We start from the raw sequence: 22302 nt of genomic DNA, 5'->3' as shown, positions 1-22302 counted from the left end.
TCGTCCCCCGGAAATTGCAGTATCAGAAGTCCGGGGGGTGGGTACATACCCCCCGTGGTCCGCCACGGGTCCCACCGGCCGCCTATGAGGAGCGAGCGATGGACGACTGGCTGATCTACCGAGGCGTCGGCGCACCGGATCCCGGCCGGATCCGCCACCTGCCACCGCCGCCCCCCTGGCGTGCCTTCTCCGGGGTGCCGCTGCCCGACGCGGCGCCGCCCATCGACAGTTCGTCGACGCGGCGGCTCGGCGCGCGCGTGGGAGCCCCGCCCGCCCAGGACGCCGAAGCACTCGAACTCATCAACGCCGCCCTGTACTTGAGGCGTCCGCTGCTTGTCACCGGCGAGCCCGGCTCCGGCAAGTCCACGCTCGCGCACTCGGTCGCGTACGAACTCGGGCTCGGCCGGGTCCTCCAGTGGCCCATCGTCAGCCGCACCGAGCTGAAGGACGGCCTGTACACCTACGACGCCATAGGCAGGCTCCAGGACGCCCAGCTCGCCGGGCGCGGCGGGGAGCGGGGATCCGACGACATCGGCCGGTACATCAGGCTCGGGCCGCTGGGCACCGCGCTGCTGCCCGCCGAGCGGCCCCGGGTGCTGCTCATCGACGAGCTCGACAAGAGCGACATCGATCTGCCCAACGACCTGCTGAATGTGGTGGAGGAAGGGGAGTTCGCCCTTCCGGAGCTGGAGCGGATGGCCGACCGGCCGGGGCACGACGAGGTACGGGTGCTCACCGACGACGGCCGCCGGGTGCCCGTCAGGGACGGCAGAGTGCGCTGTCACGCCTTCCCCTTCGTCGTGATGACCAGCAATGGCGAGCGCGACTTCCCCGCACCCCTGTTGCGCCGCTGCATCCATCTGCACCTCGACCCGCCGCGCGACGAGCGGCTCGCGGCCATGGTGCAGGCCCACTTCGGTGCCGGGGCGGATGAGCGGAATCTCGATCTGATCGGGCAGTTCACCCGGGAGGACGGCGACGGTGAGCTGCGCCCCACCGACCAGCTGCTCAACGCCATCTACCTCACGCAGCAGGCGGTACGGGCGGAATCGGGGCGGCGTGAGGAGATCGCCGAGCTGCTGATCCGTCCCCTCGACACCCGGCAGCGGTGACGGAATGAACGCGGCCGCTCCGCCTCCCGCGCCCGTTCCGCCTGCCGTTGTGCCTCCGGCGGCGCTGACCGCGCTGGTCGCCCGGCTGCGTGAGGCGGAACTGAAGCCGACGGCCGAGGAGTTGGCGGACGCGCTGTGGCTGTCCCGGCATGTGCCGCCCGCCCCGTCCAGGCCGCCGGGCGGCGCGATACCCGACGGGCAGCCCGGGACACGTCCGGAGGACCGTCCGCCGGTGGAGGCGGCGCAGCCGCCCGCACCTTCCCCGTTGCGGGCGGGTCCGCCGCCGGGCCCCCGCATCGACCTGTACGGCCCGGCGCAGACGGAGGGCGCACCAGCAGGCGTACCGCCCGCCGGCATGCGCAGGGTGCCCGTGCCGGCCGCCGCCGCGCTGCCCGACGCCGCGGCACTCCAGCGCGCGCTGCGGCCCCTGCAGCGCTACCGCCCGCCCATGCGCCCGGTCCGCCGCGACCTCGACGAGGTCGCGACGGCCGACCGCGCCGCCGACACCGGCCTCGTGGTGCCGGTGCTGCGCACGGCCCGGCGGCGCGAGGCGCGCCTCGCCCTCGTCATGGACGTCTCCTCGTCGAACGTCGTATGGGACAGGGCACTCGAGGAACTGCGGCAGGTCTGCGAACGCGCAGGGGCGTTCCGCGAAGTCGCCGTCCACCACCTGCGCGAGCACGCGCCCGCGCCCGCCCAGCTCGGCGACCCGACCGGCCGCCAGCTGACTCTGGTCCTCAGTGACTGCGCCGGCCCCATGTGGCGCAGCGGCCGGATGCAGCGGCTGCTGTACACCTGGGCGTCGACCGCGCCGGTCGCGGTGGTGCAGCCGCTGCCGCAGCGGATGTGGGGGCGTACGCACCTGCCCGCGCGGCCAGGGCTGCTGCGACGGCGCGAAGGACCCGCGGGACGGCTGGAGTTCACCCCGAAGCAGCCCGGACCGGCGGGCCTCGACCGGGGCATACCGGTGCCGGTACTCGCCCTGCGACGCTCCTCGTTCGACGCCTGGACCAGGCTGGTGGCGGGCGCGACCGGCCAGTCGCTCGACGCCGCCGCGGCGCTGGTGCGGGCCCGCCACGGACCCGCCGCGATCCGGTCCCGAACGGCCCGGCACATCGAACCCGCCCAGCGCGTCCGGGCCTTCCGCAGGACCGCCTCGCCCGCGGCAGCCCAGCTCGCCGTCTATCTGTCGGCGGTCCCGCTGGTGCTGCCCGTGATGCAGCTCGTCCAGCGCGCCATGCTGGTCCGCGGCGGCCCCGATGTGCTCGCGGAAGTGCTGCTCAGCGGTCTGCTGCGGCGGGACGAGGACGGGCCGGCCGAGCAGGAGGGCGGCCCCGCGTACGTCTTCCTGGACGGGGTCCGTGAGGAACTGCTCGGCCAACTGGGTGCGAGCAGCGCGGCGTTGGTGCTCAAGCACTGCTCCGAGTACGTCGAGAACCGCTACGGGCGTACGGTGCGCAACTTCCCGGCCATGGCCGCCGCCTTTCTTGCCGGTTCGGTGGACCCGCACCCGGCAGCGCCCGGCGGCCCCGGCAGCCGCAGCCAGTGGGCCTTCGCCCAGGTGTCGGCGCAGGTGCTGCGGCGGCTCGGCGTCCCCGAACCCGCCGCGCCCCCCGGCGGCCTGCCCAAGGACGGCCCGGCGGGTCTGCGGGCGCAGGCCCGCGCCTGCCTCGCGCACTTCGGCGAGTACGGCACCGTACGCGACCTCGACGAGGCGATCAGGCTGCTCGGCTCGGCCACCCAGGCCGAACGGCGCACCGCCGAACGGGCCGTGCTCTACGGGGAGCTGGCCGATGCCCTGCTGCGGCGCTGGCTGGTGCGGCCGCTGCCCGAGGACCTGCGCGAGGCCCTGGACGCCGCCCAGAACGCGCTCACCGGCATGCCGCAGGCGTATCTGACGCTGGCGCAGGTGCTCGAAGCGATGGCCGACGAGGTGGAGTCGGGCCGGCTGAGCACTTTGCTGATGCCGGAGTGGGTACGGCTGCAGGCGGCGGCCGGAGCCGACGATGTGCGCCTGGTGGCGTCGGTCCTGCTGTCGACCGCGGATGCCGGGCTCGCCGAACTGACCGACAGCCGACCCCGGTTCGACGACGTTCCCGGGCTCAGGGAGGCGGCGGCGGCCGCCAGGATCCGGGTGCTGCGGCGGCTCGCCGTGAGCGGCGCCCCGTACGGACTGCGCGGCCCGGTCCGGCCCGAGGACTGGTTCACCGAGACCACGCAGACCGCGCTGGAGGTCGTACAACTGCTGCTGGACGACGAGCGCCCCGATTCGGCGCTGCTCGTCGAGGGCGGGCTGCTGCTGGAACTGGCCCGGCACTACCGCGGCGAGGGCCCGGTCGCCAGGGCCGCCGACGAGCAGGACCGGATCGCCTCCCGCGCCTACGCCGAGCGCGCCGACGAGGACCTGCACGCGGGCATCGACGGACTCGACTGGGAGGCGGTCCCCGGGACACAGCTCTGCCGCGCCTGGCTGGACTACGCCGACGCCATCGAATTCGCCCACGAGACCCCGGACGACGACGACCGGCTGCGCATCCTCCAGGCCCTGGACCAGGCGCGCCAGCACGTCGGCAAGGACGAGGACGCCCTGGCCGACATCCTGCTGCGGATGGCCCGCGTCCTGGAGCAGCGGTACGCGTCGACGGGAGGCTGGGCGCACCGCGACTCGGCGATCGCGGCCTGGACCGAGGCGGTGCCGCTGCTGCCGTGGAACGACCCGGGCCGTGCCGTGGTCCTGACCTCGCTCGGCAGACAGCTGACCGAGCGCGGTGTGGACAAGGACTCGTCGGCCGACATCCACGCGGCCGTACGGGCACTGCGCGGCGCGATCGAGCAGACACCGGCGGCCGATCCGGAACTCCCGCGCCGCCGTGCCCTGCTGGGCCACGCCTACATCGAACGCTTCCGTGCCGACGAGACCGTCGCCGACCTGCACGAGGCGGACTGGGCTCTGGGAGCCACGGCCCGGGCGGCCGGCGATCCCGAACTGGCCGCGTACGCCTGGTGGTACCGCGCCCTCGCCTCGGCCCTGCTCGCACAGCGCACCGCCTCGCACCCCAAGCTCCAGGACGCCGCCGCCCATTACCGCCGCGCCGCGGCCCAGCCCGGCACGGGCGAGCTGCTGGAGCGGGCGACGGCCGCCCAGTGGATGCGGGCGACCCGCCTCGAACGGACGGCGGGCCCCGGGCGGGCCCTGGAGGAACACCGGGCGGTGCTGTCCCTGCTGTCGGCCGCGGGCGCCTCGCGCACGCAGACCGCGAGCCTCGTCCGGCAGGAGGTCGACCGGCTCGAAGCCGGCCCCTGACAGCCCTGCGCGCCTGACACCCCTGACAGCCCGAAGGGCCCTGCCCGGCGCGTGTGCGCCGGGCAGGGCCCTTCGGTTCGTACGGTCAGGCCTCGAAGACCTCGTTGAGCAGCTGCTGCTGTTCGGCCTGGTGACGCTTGGCCGAACCGACCGCCGGGGACGAGCCGTGCGGACGCGAGATACGGCGCAGGCGCTCGCCGTGCGGAATGTCCGCGCCGACCGCCAGGTCGAGGTGGTCGATCAGGTTCAGCGCGATGAACGGCCACGCACCCTGGTTCGCCGGCTCCTCCTGTGCCCACAGGTACTTCTCGGCGTTCGGGAACTTGGCGATCTCCGCCTGGAGCTCGGCACCCGGCAGCGGGTACAACCGCTCGAGGCGGATGATCGCGGTGTCCGTGTTGCCGCGCTTGACCCGCTCGGCCTCCAGGTCGTAGTAGACCTTGCCGGTGCAGAAGACGACCTTGCGGACCGCGTTCGGGTCCACGGTGTCATCGCCGATCACCGGGCGGAAGCCGCCGTTGATGAACTCCTCCGCCTTCGACGCCGCGGCCTTCAGACGCAGCATCGACTTCGGGGTGAAGACGATCAGCGGCTTGTGGTGCGGGTTGTGGACCTGCCAGCGCAGCAGGTGGAAGTAGTTCGACGGCAGGGTCGGCATGGCGACCGTCATGTTGTTCTGCGCGCACATCTGCAGGAAGCGCTCAGGACGGGCGGAGCTGTGGTCCGGGCCCTGGCCCTCGTAGCCGTGCGGCAGCAGCAGCGTGACGCCGGAGGTCTGGCCCCACTTCTGCTCGGCCGAGGAGATGAACTCGTCCACGACGGTCTGCGCGCCGTTGACGAAGTCACCGAACTGGGCCTCCCACATGACCAGCGCGTCCGGGCGGGCCAGCGAGTAGCCGTACTCGAAGCCCATCGCCGCGTACTCGCTGAGCAGCGAGTCGTAGACGTTGTAGCGGGCCTGGTCCTCGGAGAGGTACAGCAGCGGCGTGTAGTCCTCGCCGGTCTCCTGGTCCACCAGCACCGCGTGGCGCTGGCCGAACGTGCCACGGCGGGTGTCCTGGCCGGACAGCCGGACCGTGGTGCCCTCCATCAGCAGCGAGCCGATGGCGAGCGTCTCGCCCATGCCCCAGTCGATCGTGCCGTCCTCGACCGAGGCCGCACGGCGCTGCATCTGCGGCATCAGACGCGGGTGGACGGTGATCCGCTCGGGGATGTTGACCTGGGACTCGGCGATCCGCTTCACGATCTCCTGGGAGACCGCGGTGGTGACGGCCACCGGGAACTCGGCCTGCGCGTCCGGGACATGCGCCGGGGTCGGCTGGCTGGTGGCCTCGCGGACCTCCGCGAAGACCTTCTCCAGCTGGCCCTGGAAGTCCTGGAGCGCCTGCTCCGCCTCTTCCAGCGTGATGTCGCCGCGACCGATGAGCGACTCGGTGTAGAGCTTGCGCACCGAGCGCTTCTTGTCGATCAGGTTGTACATCTGCGGGTTGGTGAACTGCGGGTTGTCGCCCTCGTTGTGACCGCGGCGGCGGTAGCAGATGAGGTCGATCACGACGTCCTTGTTGAACGTCTGGCGGAACTCGAAGGCGAGCCGCGCCACGCGGACCACGGCCTCCGGGTCGTCGCCGTTCACATGGAAGATCGGCGCCTCGATCATGCGGGCCACGTCGGTCGCGTACATGGACGAACGCGAGGACTCCGGGGCGGCGGTGAAGCCGACCTGGTTGTTGATGACGATGTGGACCGTGCCGCCGGTGCGGTAGCCCCGCAGCTGCGACATGTTCAGGGTCTCGGCGACGACACCCTGGCCGGCGAAGGCCGCGTCACCGTGCAGGGCGACGGGCAGGACCGTGAAGTCCGTGCCGCCCTTGTTGATGACGTCCTGCTTGGCGCGGGCGACACCCTCGAGAACCGGATCGACCGCCTCCAGGTGCGAGGGGTTGGCGACAAGCGAGACCTTGATCTGCTCGCCGTCGAGACCGGTGAAGGTGCCCTCGGCGCCCAGGTGGTACTTCACGTCGCCGGAGCCGTGCATCGACTTCGGGTCGAGGTTGCCCTCGAACTCCCTGAAGATCTGCGCGTACGACTTGCCGACGATGTTCGCGAGGACGTTCAGGCGGCCGCGGTGGGCCATACCGATGACGACCTCGTCCAGCCGCGACTCGGCGGCCGAGTCGATGACCGCGTCGAGCAGCGGAATGACGGACTCGCCGCCCTCCAGCGAGAACCGCTTCTGACCGACGTACTTGGTCTGCAGGAAAGTCTCGAAGGCCTCGGCGGCGTTGAGACGGCGCAGGATCCGCAGCTGCTCCTCGCGCTCGGGCTTGGTGTGCCCGCGCTCGACCCGGTCCTGGATCCACTTGCGCTGCTTGGGGTCCTGGATGTGCATGAACTCGATGCCGGTGGTGCGGCAGTACGAGTCGCGCAGCACGCCCAGCACGTCGCGCAGCTTCATCAGGGACTTGCCGGAGAAGCCGCCGACGGCGAACTCGCGCTCCAGGTCCCACAGCGTGAGTCCGTGCTCGGTGATGTCCAGGTCGGGGTGCTTGCGCTGGCGGTACTCCAGCGGGTCGGTGTCGGCCATGACATGGCCGCGGACCCGGTAGGAGTGGATCAGCTCGAAGACGCGCGCCGCCTTGGTGACGTCGTCGTCGTGGCTGGCGTCGATGTCCTTGAGCCAGCGGACCGGCTCGTAGGGGATGCGCAGCGCCTCGAAGATGTCGTCGTAGAAGCCGTCCTCGCCGAGGAGGAGGTTGGCGACGATCCGCAGGAACTCGCCGGAGGCGGCGCCCTGGATGACCCGGTGGTCGTACGTGCTGGTGAGGGTCATCACCTTGGCGATGCCCAGCTTGTTCAGGGTGTCCTGGGAGGTGCCCTGGAACTCCGCCGGGTAGTCCATCGAGCCGACGCCCATGATGACCGACTGTCCGGGCATCAGACGCGGCACGGAGTGGACGGTGCCGAGCCCGCCGGGGTTGGTCAGCGAGACGGTGACGCCGGTGAAGTCGTCCATCGTCAGCTTGTTGTTGCGGGCGCGCCGGACGATGTCCTCGTAGGCCTGCCAGAACTCGAAGAAGTTCAGCGTCTCGGCCTTCTTGATGCCCGCGACGACCAGCTGGCGGTCGCCGTTGGGCTTCACCAGGTCGATGGCCAGGCCGAAGTTGACGTGCTCCGGCTTGACGAGGGTCGGCTTGCCATCCTTCTCCGCGAACGACCAGTTCATCGACGGCATGGCCTTGATGGCCTGCACCATCGCGTACCCGATGAGGTGCGTGAAGGAGACCTTCCCGCCGCGGGCGCGCTTGAGGTGGTTGTTGATGACGATGCGGTTGTCGAAGAGCAGCTTCACCGGAACGGCGCGCACGGACGTGGCCGTGGGCACCTCCAGCGACGCGTTCATGTTCTTCGCGACGGCGGCGGCGGGGCCGCGCAGGGGCACGTACTCGGAACCCGCCGGGGCCGGCTCGGCCGCCTTGCCGGCAGCAGCCGCCGGCTTGGGGGCGGGAGCCGCGGCGGGCTTCGCCGCAGCGGGGGCGGCCGGGGCCTGAGCCGCGGGCTTCGCCGGTGCGGCGGGCGCGGCCTGGGTGGGTGCGGCGACGGGCTGCGCGGCGGCCGGGGCCGGGGCCGCTGCGGTGGCACCCGTAGCCCCCGCGGCTACGGCGCCGGACTGCGCGGCGGCCGGGGCATCCGTGGCAGGAGCCCCGTCGACCGGCTTCGCCCCTGCGGCGGCAGCACCCGCGCCGCCCGGCTTGTAGTCGGCGAAGAAGTCCCACCAGGCACGGTCGACCGAATTCGGGTCCTGGAGGTACTGCTGGTAGATCTCGTCGACGAGCCACTCATTGGGGCCGAACGCGGCGGCAGGGTTCTTACCCTGCCCGCCTTGGTCGGTCGAGATGCTCGAGTTACTGGGGGACTGAGACGACACGGCGGCAACCGCCCTCTTCCGCTTCACAAGGTGATGGACAGCGGAAATAAAGGCTACGCCTCCCTGGCCGAGAGGTGCAGGCCGGGCGGGCCATCGTCGCGCAAGTCACACCGATCGGCGGGTTTCGGGGCAAGGAATGGCGGGAAACAAGCTCGGTTCCGTTTTCCGCGGGTACGACTCACCGCGGCTGCGGCCCACTGCCTCGCACTCAGGACGGCGTACTGGCCGTATTTCGGCCGTGCCCTCACCACGTACACGCAGAATGCGCGCTTCCGGTTCGAACCCTACGTCAACCGCGTGCCGAGGGGATCCCCGGAAGGGTCACGAGAATGCGGCAGCCGCGGGACGATTCGGCCACCCCGATGCGTCCGCCGTGCAGATCGACGGCCCAGCGCGCGATCGCGAGACCCAGGCCCGTACCGCCGTCGCTGCCCTTGCCGTGCGGGGCGGTGACGGTGCCCCGGTTGAACCGTTCGAAGACCCGGTGGCGTTCCTGCTCCGGGATGCCGGGGCCCTCGTCGACCACTTCCAGGTCGAGGGACTCCGGCAGCGGGCCGCGCCGGGCCCGTACGGTCACACGGCCGTGCGGCGGCGAGTGCTTGACCGCGTTGTCGATCAGATTGGCCACCACCTGGTGGAGCCGCTCCGCGTCGGCGTGCGCGGTCAGCTCCGGCGGCGACACATCCAGGTGCAGATGGACGTCGGTACGGGTGTGGTGGCCGGACCCCGAGGTCAGACCGCGCTGGGCGGCGGCCAGATTGGCCTCTTTCAGCACCCCGGACAGGTAGGGCCACACTTCGAAACGGCGGGCCCGCAGCGGTACGACGCCGTTGTCGAGCCGGGACAGATCCAGCAGCGTCTCGACCAGGCGGCCCAGGCGCTCCGTCTGCTTCAGCGCCGTGCGCATCGTCTCCGGGTCGGCGGCAGAGACCCCGTCGACGACGTTCTCCAGCACGGCGCGCAGTGCGGCGATCGGGGTGCGCAGCTCGTGCGAGACGTTGGCCACCAGCTCCTTGCGGTGCTGGTCCACGGCCTCCAGGTCGTCGGCCATGCGATTGATCGTGGACGCGAGGTCGCCGAGCTCGTCGCGGCGGTCCGCGCCGCGCACGCGGCGGGTGTAGTCGCCGTGCGATATGCCCTTGGCGACGGTGTTCATCTCGTCCAGCGGGGCGGTCAGGCCGTGGGCCACGAACTGGGTGATCAGCAGCGTGGCGATCACCGAGAAGACGGTGATGAAGCGCAGCTCGGTCTCGGTGCGCAGGGCGACCAGCAGCAGGCCGGTGGTGATGAAGACCGAGACGACGACGAGCGTGCCCAGCTTGGTCTTGATCGAGATCGAGATGGAGACCGAACGCAGCCAGTTCCGCCAGCCCTGGCGAGCGGGCAGCCCGTCCCAGGGCCGCCGCCGTCTCATGGCGCTCATGGCGCCGGCGTCTCCAGCGCGTAGCCGACGCCGTGAACCGTACGGATGCGCTCGGCGCCGATCTTGCGGCGCAGGGCCTTGATATGGCTGTCGACGGTCCGGGTGCCGGACGCGTCGGCCCAGTCCCACACCTCGGCGAGCAGCTGCTCGCGGGAGAGGACGGCGCGGGGGGTGTTCGCCAGGCAGACCAGCAGGTCGAACTCGGTCGGGGTGAGATGCACGTCCTCGCTGCGCACCCGGACCCGGCGCTGCGCGTGGTCGATCTCCAGCTCGCCGAGGCGCAGGATGCCGCTGCGCGGCGTCACGGCGGCGAGTGCTGCGCGCTCGACGCGGCGCAGCAACACATGCACGCGTGCCGCGAGCTCCCGCATCGAGAACGGCTTGGTCATGTAGTCGTCGGCGCCGACACCGAGGCCGACGAGCATGTCCGTCTCGTCGTCGCGCGCCGTGAGCATCAGCACGGGGACCGGGCGCTGGGCCTGGACCCGGCGGCAGACCTCCAGGCCGTCGAAGCCCGGCAGCATCACGTCGAGCACCATCAGATCGGGCTGCCAGGCCTCGGCCGCGTCGACGGCGGCCGGTCCGTCCACGGCCGTCTGGACGAGGAAGCCCTCGGCCCGCAGGCGGGCGGCGATGGCATCGACGATCGTCGAGTCGTCCTCGACGACCAGCACGCGGCGCTGGGCGCCGGGTGTGGCCGCGACGCCGTTGTGCGTGGTGTGTGTCTGCTCCATGGCCCCGCCCCTGTACGCGTTCTCGCGAGCTGCATGCCGGTGTAGATCCCCGTGTGTAGGTCAGCAGCGTAAGGGCATTGAAGGCATCCCGGCTACGCAGGGCGAACAGCGAGATGGACCACGTCGGGTACTCCCCGGGCAACCCGGATCTCTTCGGTTCTTACCCCGGTGAATCCGGCATTCCGCAACGCGTCCTCAAATGCGGGGGAGGGCTTGGCGGACCAGACGGCGAGCACGCCGCCGGGCTCCAACCGCCCCTGGCAGGCGGCGAGTCCGGCCGGTGAGTAGAGACTTCCGTTGTCGTCCGTGACGGTCCAGTCGGGCCCATTGTCGATGTCCAGACAAAGTGCGTCGTAGCGGTCCGTGGTCTCGCCCAAATGGGTGACGAGGTCCGTGTGAAGGATCACGCTGCGGGGGTCGGCCAGCGCGTCGCCGGAGATCCGTGCGAGCGGTCCCGAACGGTGCCAGTCGATGATCGCCTGCTCGCGCTCGACGACGGCGATACGGCGCCAGTGGGGGTTGGCCGCGGCGCGCGCCAGGGAGAAGCCGACGCCGAGTCCGCCGATGAGGAGGGTGGGAGCGGTACGGCCTGTGGCCAGCGCGTCGTAGGCGGCGTCGACGAGAAGACGCTCGGAGCGGCCGTCGGAGGTGTCCATGAGGAAGCACCCGTTGGCGATGATCTCGTGGTGCTCGCCGCGCTGCTGCAGGACGACCTCCCCGTGGGGCCCCTCACGGCGGTCGAGGGTGACGGGTGCGTCGGCATGAAGCGGCATGGCGGTGACCTCCTGGCGACGGGGCGGACGCGTACAGGTGGCCATGGTGCCGGGGTGGGGCGAGCGGGACAAATGGTTTCGGCCGGTGTGGCTCCGGCCGCTCCACAGTCGCTTCGCGGTCGGTTCACAGCTGATCCACAGTGGACTCACAGCTGGTCGGCGCAGTGTGGCGTGCACACGACGTCCGAGGTGGCGCGAAGGTTGCCTCGTGTGGCGCAGGTCATAGACGGGGGTCATGGTGATCGCGTTGGGTGGGGGTTCGTTCGGGCTTGAACGAGAGGGGCCTCACGCGTGGACCAGCTTTCAACTCGCGACCCGGCGACGGGCCGGGAGCTGCTGGGCGGCATCCCGGCCCAGCGCACGGTGACGCGGGCGGCGGCACCCGCACTCGCGCCCCCGCCGGCCCTGCCGCCCGCGCCCGCCCCCGGTCTGCCATGGCCCCTGTGGCGCCGTGCGCTGCGGCTGCTGCCCACGCCGACCGGCACGCCGTTCACCTTCGGCTACGCGCTCGTCCTGATCGTCACCTCGCTCTTCGTGGAGTACGGAGACCCGGCGACCGTCTCCTTGATGCTCCATGGATCCAGTACCGATGTCGCCCATTTGGCCCACACCCCGCTCCTTGTTCTGGGAGCAAGCGCCCTCTGGGTCGCGGGCGGCCTGGCGTCCCCGTACGCCGTCGCCTTCCTTTTCACCCTCACCGCGCTGGAGCGCCACATCGGCGGCCGGCGCACTGCGGGGGTGTTCCTGCTGGGCCATGTCGGGGCGACCCTGGCCACCGAGATACCCGTGGCGGTCTCCGTCATGGCCGGGCATCTGCCCGCCACGTCGCTGCACCGCCTCGACTACGGCATCAGCTTCGGCCTGATGGCGAGCATCGGCGCCCTGGCCGGACTGCTCGGCCCGATCCAGCGCGGGACGCTGCTCGGCTTCGTCGTCCTGATGCAGGTCCAGGACCTGCTGGACTTCGCGGACCCGCTCACCAACTGGGGCCATCCGCTCGCGCTGCTGGCCGGTATCGCCTGCTGGCCCGCCGTACGCCGCTGGTCGCGGGGGCGTGCGTCTGAACGTCGGTCAGTCCTCGGGGAGCGCGGCGAATACGTCCCGCAGGGCGGGTAGCCGCGTCGTCTCGTCCGTGGTGACGGTATGGCCCGCGTATGTGATCCGGTAGGTGAACCCGTCCGCGACGGGACTGCCGGTGGCCTCACCGGGAAGCCGTGCGAAGTCCGCCTTCTCCAGAGCCCGCCGCAGCTCGGCCAGCTCGGCAGGTGTCATCCTGCCGGAGCCCTTGGGGCCGGTCTTCGTGGACGTCGTGTAGGTGCCGTCGTCCCGGACAAGAAGGTCGTTGTGTACGCCGGCGATGCCACCGGTGACGGTCACGTGGACGAGCGGCCGCGCGGCGGCAGGTGTCGTGGGGGCGGACGCCGTGGCGGCCGGCGTCGTGGCGGCAGGCGTCGTGATGGCGGGCGTCGTCGGCACGGAGGACCCCGCGCGGGTTGAATCCCCACCGCCGTCCGTGCCCTCGCCCGACGCGCACCCCGCCGCCAGCAGGACACCCAGCAGCAATCCCGCCGCCCCGCACCTGCCCTGCCTCGTCCCTCGCACGCGCCCACCTGCCGTCCGTATCGCACGAGTACATGTCACAAGCCCGTCGCTGCAGTGTGGCCGATCGGTCGGCGGGCCCGCGGGAAATTGCGTCATCCCTGATCGCTCAGAGCGAACGCCCCCGGGGGAACAACTCCGCGGCTTCCTTCATTGAGTCCATACAGCTCAACTTGACCCCCTAAGGGGAGATCATGGCTTCGACGTCCACACCGCTCACCCTGCCCGTGCTGCCGCTCGACGACGAGGTCGTGCTGCCCGGAATGGTGGTGCCGCTCGACCTGTCCGACAACGACGTACGTGCCGCGGTGGAGGCCGCTCAGGCCGCTGCGCGTTCCAGTGGTGCAAGCAAGCCGACCGTGCTGCTTGTTCCACGCATCGACGGGACGTACGCGGCGACCGGCGTGCTCGGGACCGTCGAGCAGGTCGGCCGGCTCTCGGACGGCGACCCCGGCGCGCTCATCCGCGGCCGCGGCCGGGTGAAGATCGGCGCGGGAACCACGGGCCCGGGCGCCGCGCTCTGGGTCGAGGGCTCGCGCGTCGATGAGACCGTGCCCGACCCGCTGCCCGGCTCGGTCACCGAGCTGGTCAAGGAGTACAAGGCACTTGCCACCGACTGGCTGAAGAAGCGCGGCGCCTGGCAGGTCGTCGACCGCGTCCAGCAGATCGACGACGTCTCGCAGCTCGCCGACAACTCCGGCTACTCACCCTTCCTGACGACCGCCCAGAAGATCGAACTCCTGGAGACCGCCGAGCCGGTGGCCCGCCTCAAGCTCGCCACCCAGCAGCTGCGTGAGCACCTCGCCGAGCAGGACGTCGCCGAGTCCATCGCCAAGGACGTCCAGGAAGGCGTCGACAAGCAGCAGCGCGAGTTCCTGCTGCGCCGCCAGCTCGAAGCCGTGCGCAAGGAGCTGCGCGAGCTCAACGGCGGGGCCACCGACGCTGCGGACGAGTCCGACGACTACCGGGCCCGTGTCGAGGCCGCCGACCTCCCCGAGAAGGTGCGCGACGCCGCCCTCAAGGAGGTCGAGAAGCTGGAGCGTTCCAGTGACCAGAGCCCCGAGGGCTCCTGGATCCGCACCTGGCTCGACACGATCCTCGAACTGCCCTGGAACGAAAGGACCGAGGACGAGTACGACATCCAGGGCGCCAAGACGATCCTGGACGCCGAGCACTCGGGTCTGCAGGACGTGAAGGAACGGATCACCGAGTACCTGGCGGTGCGCAAGCGGCGCGCCGACCGGGGGCTGGGCGTGGTCGGCGGGCGGCGCGGGGGCGCGGTTCTGGCGCTCGTCGGCCCGCCCGGCGTGGGAAAGACCTCCCTCGGCGAGTCCGTCGCGCACGCCATGGGACGCAAGTTCGTCCGGGTCGCGCTCGGCGGCGTACGGGACGAGGCGGAGATCCGCGGCCACCGGCGCACCTACGTCGGCGCCCTGCCCGGCCGGATCGTCCGGGCGATCAAGGAGGCCGGCTCGATGAACCCGGTCGTCCTGCTCGACGAGATCGACAAGGTCGGCTCCGACTTCCGCGGCGACCCCGCGGCCGCCCTGCTCGAAGTCCTGGACCCGGCGCAGAACCACACCTTCCGCGACCACTACCTGGAGGTCGAACTCGACCTGAGCGATGTCGTCTTCCTGGCCACGGCCAATGTGCTGGAGGCGATCCCGGAGGCCCTGCTCGACCGGATGGAGCTGGTCAGGCTGGATGGCTACACCGAGGACGAGAAGGTCGTCATCGCCCGGGACCACCTGCTTCCGCGCCAGCTGGAGCGGGCGGGCCTGGAGCCCGGCGAGGTGATCATCGAGGAGTCGGCGCTGCGCAGGCTCGCGGGCGAGTACACCCGTGAGGCGGGCGTGCGGAACCTGGAGCGCTCGGTGGCCCGGCTGCTGCGCAAGGTGGCGGCCCAGCACGAACTGGGCGACCAGGAGCTGCCGTTCACCATCGGTGCCGAGCAGCTGCGCGGCCTGATCGGGCGGCCGCACCATGTGCCCGAGTCCGCGCAGGACCCGGCCGAGCGCCGCACGGCGGTGCCGGGCGTGGCCACCGGCCTCGCCGTCACCGGCGCGGGCGGCGACGTCCTGTTCGTCGAGGCCTCTCTCGCCGACCCGGAGACGGGCGCGGCAGGGCTGACGCTGACCGGACAGCTCGGCGACGTGATGAAGGAGTCCGCGCAGATCGCGCTGAGCTTCCTGCGCTCGCACGGGGCGGAGCTGGAGCTTCCGGTCGCCGATCTCAAGGACCGGGGTGTGCACATCCACTTCCCGGCGGGCGCGGTCCCCAAGGACGGCCCGAGCGCGGGCATCACGATGACGACGGCACTCGCGTCGCTGCTGTCCGGACGCCTGGTGCGTACGGATGTGGCGATGACGGGTGAGGTGTCGCTGACCGGGCGGGTCCTGCCGATCGGTGGTCTGAAGCAGAAGCTGCTCGCCGCGCACCGGGCGGGCATCACGACGGTCGTGATCCCCAAGCGGAACGAGGCGGACCTGGACGACGTCCCGGCTGAGGTCCTGGAGAAGCTGGACGTGCACCCGGTCACGGATGTGCTCCAGGTGCTGGAGATCGCGCTCTCACCGGCGGATGTGCCGGTGCAGGCCGCGGCCTGAGCACGATCGCAGAGCCGCGGGGGGAAGGTCTTCGGCCTTCCCCCCGCGGCTCTGCGCTACTGCTTCGTGGCCTTGTCGTACAGCTTGCGCGCGTTCGCGTTGAAGCGCACCGCCGTCGACACACTGTCCGTGTCGCCGCCGCTGGTCACCCCGATGAGGCGGCCCGGATGCTTCGGGTCCCGGTAGCCCGCGAGCCAGGGACCGCCGCTCGTGCCGTCCCAGAAACCGGAGCAGTCCATCCGTACGGATCCGGCCAGTTCGGGATCCGGCTCGGTGTCGGTGGTGCAGGCGATCGGGCGGTTGTCGGGATTGTGGTCGGGGTTGGGGTAGCCGACGACCGTGATCCGGCGGGCCGGCACCGCGGTCCAGTCGACCGGCGTCCCGCCCACCACGTCCTGGACATTGCGGCCCTTGGCGTCCGGCTCCAGCGTCACGAAGGCGTAGTCCACGGAGTCGGAGTCCTCGGCATCGGCGCGCCAGCGGGCGTCCACCTGGATGGCGCGCACCTTCCACCGTCCGTACGGCGCCTTGCCCGCACCCGCGCCGCTGAAGCTGGGGGCGAAGGTGACGTTCTCCATATAGCTGCCGTAATCGAAGACACAGTGCGCGGCGGTGGCGATGACATTGCCCTTGGGGCTGTCGACGACGCTCGCGGAACAGAAGTGCTCGCCCTCCTTGTCGAGCAGTACGCCGGCCGACGACAGGCCCGCGAAAGCGGTCGCCGACGACTGTGGCTCGGGCGGCGGCGGCAAGGGGGCCTCGTCCCCGGTGTCGGACGCGGCCGAAACCGGACCGCCGCACGCCGTCGTGGCGGCGAGCAGGGCTATGACGGGCCACCTCAGCAGCCTCTTCGGGCGGCGGCCAGGAGCGATCCACTTCATCCGGCCATCTTGCCTGTTTGCGGCCGTCAGTCCAGCCAGCCCCGCAAGGTCGCCTGCGCTCCGGCCTGGAAGCGGGTCTCGGCGCCGAGCGTCTGAAGCAGACGGCTGATCCTTCTGCGCGCCGTGTGCACATGGACGCCCAGGCGGCGGGCGATCGCCTCGTCCTTGAGGCCCGAGGCGAGCAGGCCCAGCAGCTCCTTCTGGGCCTTCGCGAGCGCCGCGTCGTCGCACGCCCCGCCCGAACCGCCGAGCGGTGTGGCACGGTCCCACACCGTCTCGAACAGCGGCATCAGCGCGTTGCGCAGCAGCGCGTCGCCGATCACCAGGGCGGAGGCCCTCGGATCGGCCGGGTCGGCCGGCGGAAGGAGGGTGATCCGCCGGTCCACGGTGATCAGTTCGGTGGGCACCGCCGCCGCGACCCGTGCCCGCAGGCCCTGTTCGACGAGGCCGGTCACCGAGCCCATCCGGCCGGGACGGGCGAGCCCGTCCCGGTCCAGGACGGTCCGCACCTCCACCCCGCGGTCCAGGAGCCCCTCGATGTCCAGGGCCGGTGCGCGTGAACCGCCGTCCCCGCGCGGCCCCTTCCCACAGGGTGAGCGGTCCAGGATGGCGACCTCCCGCTCCGCCGTGGCCAGCAGATACTCCGCCCGTTCCCCGATCGCCCGCGGACCCGTCACCACCTCGATGCCACGCTCGGGTGCGCCGGTCGCCCCCGACATCAGGCGGCCGGCCAGCCGGTCCGCGGTCATCCGTAATCGCTCCAGCTCGGCCGACCGTAAGTGCAGTTCGGCCTGGCGGCGATGGATGAGCGTACGGATCGCGGCGTCCGGCGCCGCCGGATGCGGCAGCGCGTCGCCGTCCGCCGGCAGCGCGAGGCCGTGTTCGACCAGATGGCCGAGCGCCCGGTCGAGGCGGTCGCGTGGCAGACCCAGCAGGCGTGCCAACTCCTCGGCCCCGGTGGCCCGTTCCTTGAGCAGTGCCTCGTAGATGCGTCCCTCGGCCTCCCCCAGGCCGAGGGTCTGCAGTTCCCCCTCGCTCATGCGTCGGATTCTCACTCCCTCTTCACGGGCCACACAAGTGTGCGTGTCCACTTGTCAACGTGCCTGCCACATTGATCGGTTGGCGCCCCACCGGTTGCATGGCCATGACCACCTTTACGGCTTGACCAGCACGTGGGAGGGGTACGTACTGTGCGCAAGGCCAGGACAAGCACACAGAGATCGGGTATTTTCAGGGGGACCGGTCTCGCGGCACTGCTCGGCGCGGCCGGGCTGCTGCTGACGGCACTGCCGGCCCAGGCGGCCGCACCGCCGGCCACCGCACCGCCCGCCGATGTCCTTCCGGGGGCGGAGACGGCCACCCCGTCGCTCGTCGACGGAATCAGGGAGACGGCGGACGCCAAGGCAAGTCCGGCGGACGCGGCCCGCGGCCATCTCGCCGCGAAGGAGAGCCGCTACAAGATCGCCGACGCGCGGCGCGATCTCGCGCCGATGGGGACCGTCAAAAATGGCGCGGAAGAGACCGTGCGGCTTCAGCAGAAGCACCACGGCATACCGGTGTTCGGGGGCCAGTACGTCGTACGGATGGAGTCCAAGGGCGGCAAGCGCGTCGTCACCGGCACCTCCGGCAAGTACTTCACGGGTCTGAAGACCGGCACCAAGGCGAGCGTCACCAAGGACACCGCGGTACGCCGCGCGGTCGCGGCGACCGCCGCACGCCTCGGCGGCAAGACGCTCAGCAAGGCCGACGCGATACGCGGCAAGGGCGCCAAGTCCGCGAAGGCGGCGGCCCTCACGGGCAGCGCGGGCGGCCTCGTGGTGATCCCGCGCGGCGAGGGCATCCTCGCCCACCACGTGACCGTACGCGGCACGAACCCCACCACCGGCGAACCGGTGCTGCAGCAGGTCTACATCGACGCCCGCGCCGGCTACCCGGTGCTGCAGTTCAGCGGCATCAAGACGCTGACCGCGAAGGGGACCGCCGCGTCCGGCGCCACCGCGAAGGCGGCCCCGGCGGGCGCCCGCGCGGCCGAGGCCGACCCGGCCGCCGCCATCAAGGGCAGCGGCGTCAAGCTCGATGCGGCCAAGGTCGACCTCGACCTCCAGCTCGACACCGCCGCGAACAAGTACCTGATGATCGACTCCACGCGGATGGCGGGCTCCACCAAGAACACCCTGACCACCTGGGACGCCCGCGACCGCGACGTCAGCGAGGTCGCCGGAACCTGGCCCGGCGGGCTGAAGGAATTCAGCCACGCGGAAAAGGAATTCGGCAAGGACGCCACCGAGTCCGGCGCGGTCGACGCGCACTGGGCGGCCGGGAAGGTCTACGACTACTACAAGCAGAACCACGGCCGCGACAGCCTCGACGGCCGCGGCATGACCATCAACTCCCTGGTCGGCGTGACCGAGTTCGGCACGCCGTACGTCAACGCCTTCTGGGACGGCCAGAAGATGGTCTACGGCAGTGGCGACGAGGACTACAAGCCGCTCTCCGCCGACCTCGACGTGGTGGGCCACGAGATGACGCACGGCGTCGTCGAGAACACCGCCAACCTCGTCTACGCCGGGCAGTCCGGCGCGTTGAACGAGGCGCTCGCCGACTACTTCGGCAACGCGATCGACACCGCCGCGTCCGGAGTCTCCATGGACGACCCGGACGCCGGTCTCATCGGCGAGGACCTGTGCCGTGCGACGAAGCCGCGGGCCTGCGCCTTCCGCGACCTCAACGACGGCGCGACCACCTCGAAGAACTTCCTCGGCGTCACCTACGGCACCGACAGCGGCGGGGTGCACCTCAACTCCACCGTGTTCTCCGGCGCGCTGTGGGACCTGCGCCAGGACGTGGGCGGACAGCTCGCCGACAGCATCGTGTACAAGGCGCTGTCCGAGTACATGACGCCGCTCGACGGCTTCACCGACGGCCGCAACGCGGTGCTCGCCGCCGCCAAGGACCTCGGCGTCACCGCGAAGCAGCTCACCGCCGTCAAGCGCTCCTTCAACGCCCACGGCATCGTCCCGGGCTGGGAGGACGCGCTCGGCGTCGACTCCGACCAGCTGCTCGGCAAGATCAATACCGGAGGCACCGGAGCCCAGGCGGGCGGCGGCTGGTGGACCGCCTCGCAGTCCAACGACGACGGCTCGGAGCCGTACTCCGTGTACGCGGGCCGTACGGACGGCAAGGGCGCCCCGAAGCTGATCAGCCCCAACGACGGCCGCTACCACGTCTATCCGGCGACCGACGGCAAGACGGTCGTCTGGGCGGCGTACGGCACGACCAGCCTCGACATCCTCTCCCGCCCGCTCGCGGGCGGACCGATCAAGAAGCTGTACACCTCGTCCACCGACATCGGCGGCCTGCGCGTCGAGAACGGCGTCGTCGTCTTCGAGAGCTTCGGCATCTTCGGCGACCGGCACGTCGGCTATCTGCGCCCCGGCGACCGTGGCCCCACCTTCGTCGACGGCGGCGGCTTCGAGATCCTGACCGCCCTCCCGGCGATCAAGAACGGCAGGCTCGCCTACGCCAAGCTGTATCCGACCCCCGAGGACTACAAGCTGGGCGTCGAGGTCTTCGACCTCAAGACCGGCAAGGCCGCCCTCGCGGAGCAGCTCGGCGAACCGCAGATCCTCGGCCAGACCGGCATCAACGCCACGCACGCCTTCTGGCTGGTGGACGAGAACCTGAACGACCAGGGCCAGATGGGGATCCGGCGCTCGGGCCTGGACGGCAAGGACACGGTGGACATCAGCTCCGAGTACAAGCCGGCCGCGCTGATGCCGTTCGACCTCACGGCCTCGGACGAGGCGGTCACCGTGAACAGCGCACTGCCCGACACGGCGCTGCGCAACGAGTCACTGCCGAAACTCTGGCAGCTGACCACCGACGGATCGCGCCAGGAGCGGGTCTCCTGCAACCGCGGCGAACAGATCTCCCCGGCCGCGGTCACCGGCCGCCAGGTGGTCTGGATCGACGGCACGACGGGCTGGACCGACCTGGTCACCCGCGAACGCCCCGCGGGCCTGTGCGGCTGATGCTCTGGCCCCTGCCCCGATGAGAGACGGACCCCCGGCGCCCGTGCGCCGGGGGTCCTTCGCGGTCGTTCACAATGGACGCATGGAAAACCCCCTGCAGGCCGACTGCGGGAACTGCTTCGGACTGTGCTGTGCCGCGCTGCCGTTCGCCAAGTCGGCGGACTTCGCGATCAACAAGGACGCCGGAGAGCCCTGCCCCAATCTGCGCACGGACTTCCGCTGCGGCATCCACACCCGGCTGCGGCAGAGCGGCTTTCCCGGCTGCACGGTCTACGACTGCTTCGGCGCCGGGCAGCAGGTCTCCCAGGTCACCTTCGGCGGTACGGACTGGCGGCAGGCGCCGGACACCGCGCAGCAGATGTTCGCGGTGTTCCCCGTCGTACGGCAGCTGCACGAACTGCTCTGGTACCTGACCGAGGCGCTGACGCTGCGGCCGGCCCGCGCGCTGCACGGCGAGATCCGCCGGCTGCTGGAGGAGACCGAGCGCCTGACCGGTCTTGCCCCCGAGGCGCTGGAGAAGCTCGATGTGGCGGCGCACCGGCAGGACGTGAACGTGCTGCTGCTCCGTACGAGCGAACTGGTGCGGGCCGAGGCCGGACGCAGGAAGAAGGACCGCCGAGGGGCCGACCTGATCGGGGCGAGGCTCCGCGGCGCCGACCTCAGGGGCGCGAATCTGCGGGGCGCATATCTCATCGCGGCCGACCTCACGGGCGCCGATCTGCGACTCGCGGACCTCATCGGGGCGGATCTGCGGGACGCGGACCTGGCGGGCGCGGATCTGACGGGGAGCTTCTTCCTCACCCAGCCGCAGCTCAACGGGGCGAAGGGCGACGCGGCGACCAGGCTGCCGCCCGCGCTGACCCGCCCTGCGCACTGGTCGTGACCGACGGGTCACGAGCGTGCGCGGGACGGGCTGTCGCGCTCTGCTCAGCCATTCGCGAGAGCTACGACGCGGTCCAGCGCGCCATTGAACTTGTCGTGGTCGCCGACGATCGGTCCTGACGAGGTGTACTGCCACATCGTTTGGTAGACCCAGCCGGCCGGTAGCGTGCCGGGCGTGGTGTTGTAGCGCGCGATCCACAGCGGGTTGCTCGCGCCGAAGCCGCTGTAGTTGCCGGTGCACTGGGTCCACCAGCTGGTCGCGGTGTAGATCACCGCGTCGCGCCCGGTGCGGGCCTTGTAGCGGCTCAGGAAGTCGCGGATCCAGGTGACCATCCCGGACTGCGTCTTGCCGAAGCACGCGGCCCCGTACGGGTTCCATTCGATGTCGAGCGTGCCCGGCAGGGTCCTGCCGTCGCGGGACCAGCCGCCGCCGTTGTTCACGAAGTAGTCGGCCTGCGCGGCGCCGGTGGCGGTGTCGGGGGTGGCGAAGTGGTACGCGCCGCGGATCATCCCGACGTTGTACGAGCCGGTGTACTGCTGCCCGAAGTACGGGTTCTTGTAGTAGGTGCCCTCGGTGGCCTTGACGTAGGCCCACTTCACACCGCTGTTCCACAGGCGGGGCCAGTCGACGTTGCCCTGGTGACTGGAGACGTCGACGCCTTCCGTCTGAACCACCCGGGTGTCACGGGGGAGTCCTCCCTGGCCGTCGTGGGCGATGACGCCCATGCCCAGGTGGGCGGAGCCGCGCGGGGGTACGACGGCGGCGCCGGCTGCGCCGGGGAGGGTGAGGAGCAGGGACAGTACTGCGATGAGGGTGCCGGCTGCCGCGAGATGCGACCGGCCGGTCGTTCGGGATCTGTGCACGGACATAGCGTGCCTCCGAAGACCTCGGTGGGGGATCTGGCGATCTGTCGACATGCCGTGGCGGAAATCCATGGCGGGGGACCATATGGTGTGGACATGTCAGCAATGAAGCTAGGTGCGTAGAACCCCTTGTGGAAGGGGGGCAGGGGGACGCCGTTGGTCTACGCC

General features: G+C 71.1%; 14 protein-coding genes. 6 read left to right on the top strand and 8 right to left on the bottom strand.

Going from position 1 to position 22302, the window contains the following annotated elements; genetic code table 11:
- Positions 1 to 98 precede the first annotated feature (98 nt).
- Together OHA61_RS12085 and OHA61_RS12080 are read left to right on the top strand one after the other, a co-directional pair.
- A complete protein-coding gene (locus OHA61_RS12085) occupies positions 99 to 1112 on the top strand; it encodes a MoxR family ATPase (RefSeq protein WP_361916445.1) in 1014 nt (337 codons plus the stop codon).
- 4 nt (positions 1113 to 1116) lie between these two features.
- A complete protein-coding gene (locus tag OHA61_RS12080) occupies positions 1117 to 4416 on the top strand; it encodes an SAV_2336 N-terminal domain-related protein (protein ID WP_406303082.1) in 3300 nt (1099 codons plus the stop codon).
- Between the two features lie 85 nt (positions 4417 to 4501).
- Here OHA61_RS12080 and OHA61_RS12075 read toward each other — a convergent pair whose 3' ends face one another.
- From OHA61_RS12075 to OHA61_RS12060, 4 genes are all read right to left on the bottom strand, one after another.
- Entirely contained in the window at positions 4502 to 8341 is a 3840-nt protein-coding gene (locus OHA61_RS12075) for a multifunctional oxoglutarate decarboxylase/oxoglutarate dehydrogenase thiamine pyrophosphate-binding subunit/dihydrolipoyllysine-residue succinyltransferase subunit (protein ID WP_406303081.1), read from the bottom strand.
- 289 nt (positions 8342 to 8630) lie between these two features.
- Positions 8631 to 9755 carry a HAMP domain-containing sensor histidine kinase gene (locus OHA61_RS12070; RefSeq protein WP_266487716.1) on the bottom strand — a complete coding sequence of 375 codons (1125 nt, stop codon included), beginning with the start codon at positions 9753 to 9755 and terminating at the stop codon, positions 8631 to 8633.
- 5 nt (positions 9756 to 9760) lie between these two features.
- Entirely contained in the window at positions 9761 to 10498 is a 738-nt protein-coding gene (locus OHA61_RS12065; RefSeq protein ID WP_266487303.1) for a response regulator transcription factor, read from the bottom strand.
- Positions 10499 to 10590: 92 nt separating this feature from the next.
- On the bottom strand, positions 10591 to 11271 hold the full coding sequence (locus OHA61_RS12060; RefSeq protein ID WP_406303080.1) for a spermidine synthase: 681 nt from the start codon (positions 11269 to 11271) through the stop codon (positions 10591 to 10593).
- A gap of 291 nt (positions 11272 to 11562) precedes the next feature.
- Here OHA61_RS12060 and OHA61_RS12055 point away from each other — a divergent pair, with 291 nt between their 5' ends.
- Positions 11563 to 12387, top strand: a complete 825-nt coding sequence (locus tag OHA61_RS12055; protein WP_406303079.1) for a rhomboid-like protein — start codon at positions 11563 to 11565, stop codon at positions 12385 to 12387.
- Here OHA61_RS12055 and OHA61_RS12050 read toward each other — a convergent pair.
- Entirely contained in the window at positions 12343 to 12873 is a 531-nt protein-coding gene (locus tag OHA61_RS12050; RefSeq protein WP_406303078.1) for a protealysin inhibitor emfourin, read from the bottom strand. The genes OHA61_RS12055 and OHA61_RS12050 overlap by 45 nt on opposite strands.
- A gap of 191 nt (positions 12874 to 13064) precedes the next feature.
- Here OHA61_RS12050 and lon point away from each other — a divergent pair, with 191 nt between their 5' ends.
- Complete coding sequence (lon, locus tag OHA61_RS12045; protein ID WP_406303077.1) at positions 13065 to 15476, top strand: endopeptidase La; 2412 nt, start codon at positions 13065 to 13067, stop codon at positions 15474 to 15476.
- 56 nt (positions 15477 to 15532) lie between these two features.
- Here lon and OHA61_RS12040 read toward each other — a convergent pair whose 3' ends face one another.
- Both OHA61_RS12040 and OHA61_RS12035 read right to left on the bottom strand, forming a co-directional pair.
- Positions 15533 to 16357: a trypsin-like serine peptidase gene (locus OHA61_RS12040; protein WP_406303076.1), complete on the bottom strand. Its 825-nt coding sequence runs from the start codon at positions 16355 to 16357 to the stop codon at positions 15533 to 15535.
- 26 nt (positions 16358 to 16383) lie between these two features.
- A complete protein-coding gene (locus tag OHA61_RS12035; RefSeq protein ID WP_406303075.1) occupies positions 16384 to 17397 on the bottom strand; it encodes a helix-turn-helix domain-containing protein in 1014 nt (337 codons plus the stop codon).
- A 150-nt stretch (positions 17398 to 17547) separates the two neighbouring features.
- Here OHA61_RS12035 and OHA61_RS12030 point away from each other — a divergent pair, with 150 nt between their 5' ends.
- Together OHA61_RS12030 and OHA61_RS12025 are read left to right on the top strand one after the other, a co-directional pair.
- On the top strand, positions 17548 to 20388 hold the full coding sequence (locus OHA61_RS12030) for a M4 family metallopeptidase (RefSeq protein WP_406303074.1): 2841 nt from the start codon (positions 17548 to 17550) through the stop codon (positions 20386 to 20388).
- 82 nt (positions 20389 to 20470) lie between these two features.
- A complete protein-coding gene (locus OHA61_RS12025) occupies positions 20471 to 21271 on the top strand; it encodes a pentapeptide repeat-containing protein (RefSeq protein ID WP_406303073.1) in 801 nt (266 codons plus the stop codon).
- Positions 21272 to 21315: 44 nt separating this feature from the next.
- On the opposite strand, the gene OHA61_RS12020 is transcribed toward OHA61_RS12025, so the two are convergent.
- Positions 21316 to 22140: a lysozyme gene (locus OHA61_RS12020; protein ID WP_406303072.1), complete on the bottom strand. Its 825-nt coding sequence runs from the start codon at positions 22138 to 22140 to the stop codon at positions 21316 to 21318.
- Positions 22141 to 22302: the final 162 nt, after the last annotated feature.

It is taken from the genome of Streptomyces sp. NBC_00885, assembly GCF_045207475.1.
Taxonomy (GTDB): Bacteria; Actinomycetota; Actinomycetes; order Streptomycetales; family Streptomycetaceae; genus Streptomyces.
This window is presented reverse-complemented; position numbering and strand designations above follow the sequence as displayed.

Coding starts and splice junctions, on each gene's coding strand:
- OHA61_RS12085 (WP_361916445.1), top strand. CDS start 99: ATGGACGACTGGCTGATCTACCGAGGCGTCGGCGCACCGGATCCCGGC.
- OHA61_RS12080 (WP_406303082.1), top strand. CDS start 1,117: ATGAACGCGGCCGCTCCGCCTCCCGCGCCCGTTCCGCCTGCCGTTGTG.
- OHA61_RS12070 (WP_266487716.1), bottom strand. CDS start 9,755: ATGAGACGGCGGCGGCCCTGGGACGGGCTGCCCGCTCGCCAGGGCTGG.
- OHA61_RS12065 (WP_266487303.1), bottom strand. CDS start 10,498: ATGGAGCAGACACACACCACGCACAACGGCGTCGCGGCCACACCCGGC.
- OHA61_RS12060 (WP_406303080.1), bottom strand. CDS start 11,271: ATGCCGCTTCATGCCGACGCACCCGTCACCCTCGACCGCCGTGAGGGG.
- lon (WP_406303077.1), top strand. CDS start 13,065: ATGGCTTCGACGTCCACACCGCTCACCCTGCCCGTGCTGCCGCTCGAC.
- OHA61_RS12040 (WP_406303076.1), bottom strand. CDS start 16,357: ATGAAGTGGATCGCTCCTGGCCGCCGCCCGAAGAGGCTGCTGAGGTGG.
- OHA61_RS12035 (WP_406303075.1), bottom strand. CDS start 17,397: ATGAGCGAGGGGGAACTGCAGACCCTCGGCCTGGGGGAGGCCGAGGGA.
- OHA61_RS12025 (WP_406303073.1), top strand. CDS start 20,471: ATGGAAAACCCCCTGCAGGCCGACTGCGGGAACTGCTTCGGACTGTGC.
- OHA61_RS12020 (WP_406303072.1), bottom strand. CDS start 22,140: ATGTCCGTGCACAGATCCCGAACGACCGGCCGGTCGCATCTCGCGGCA.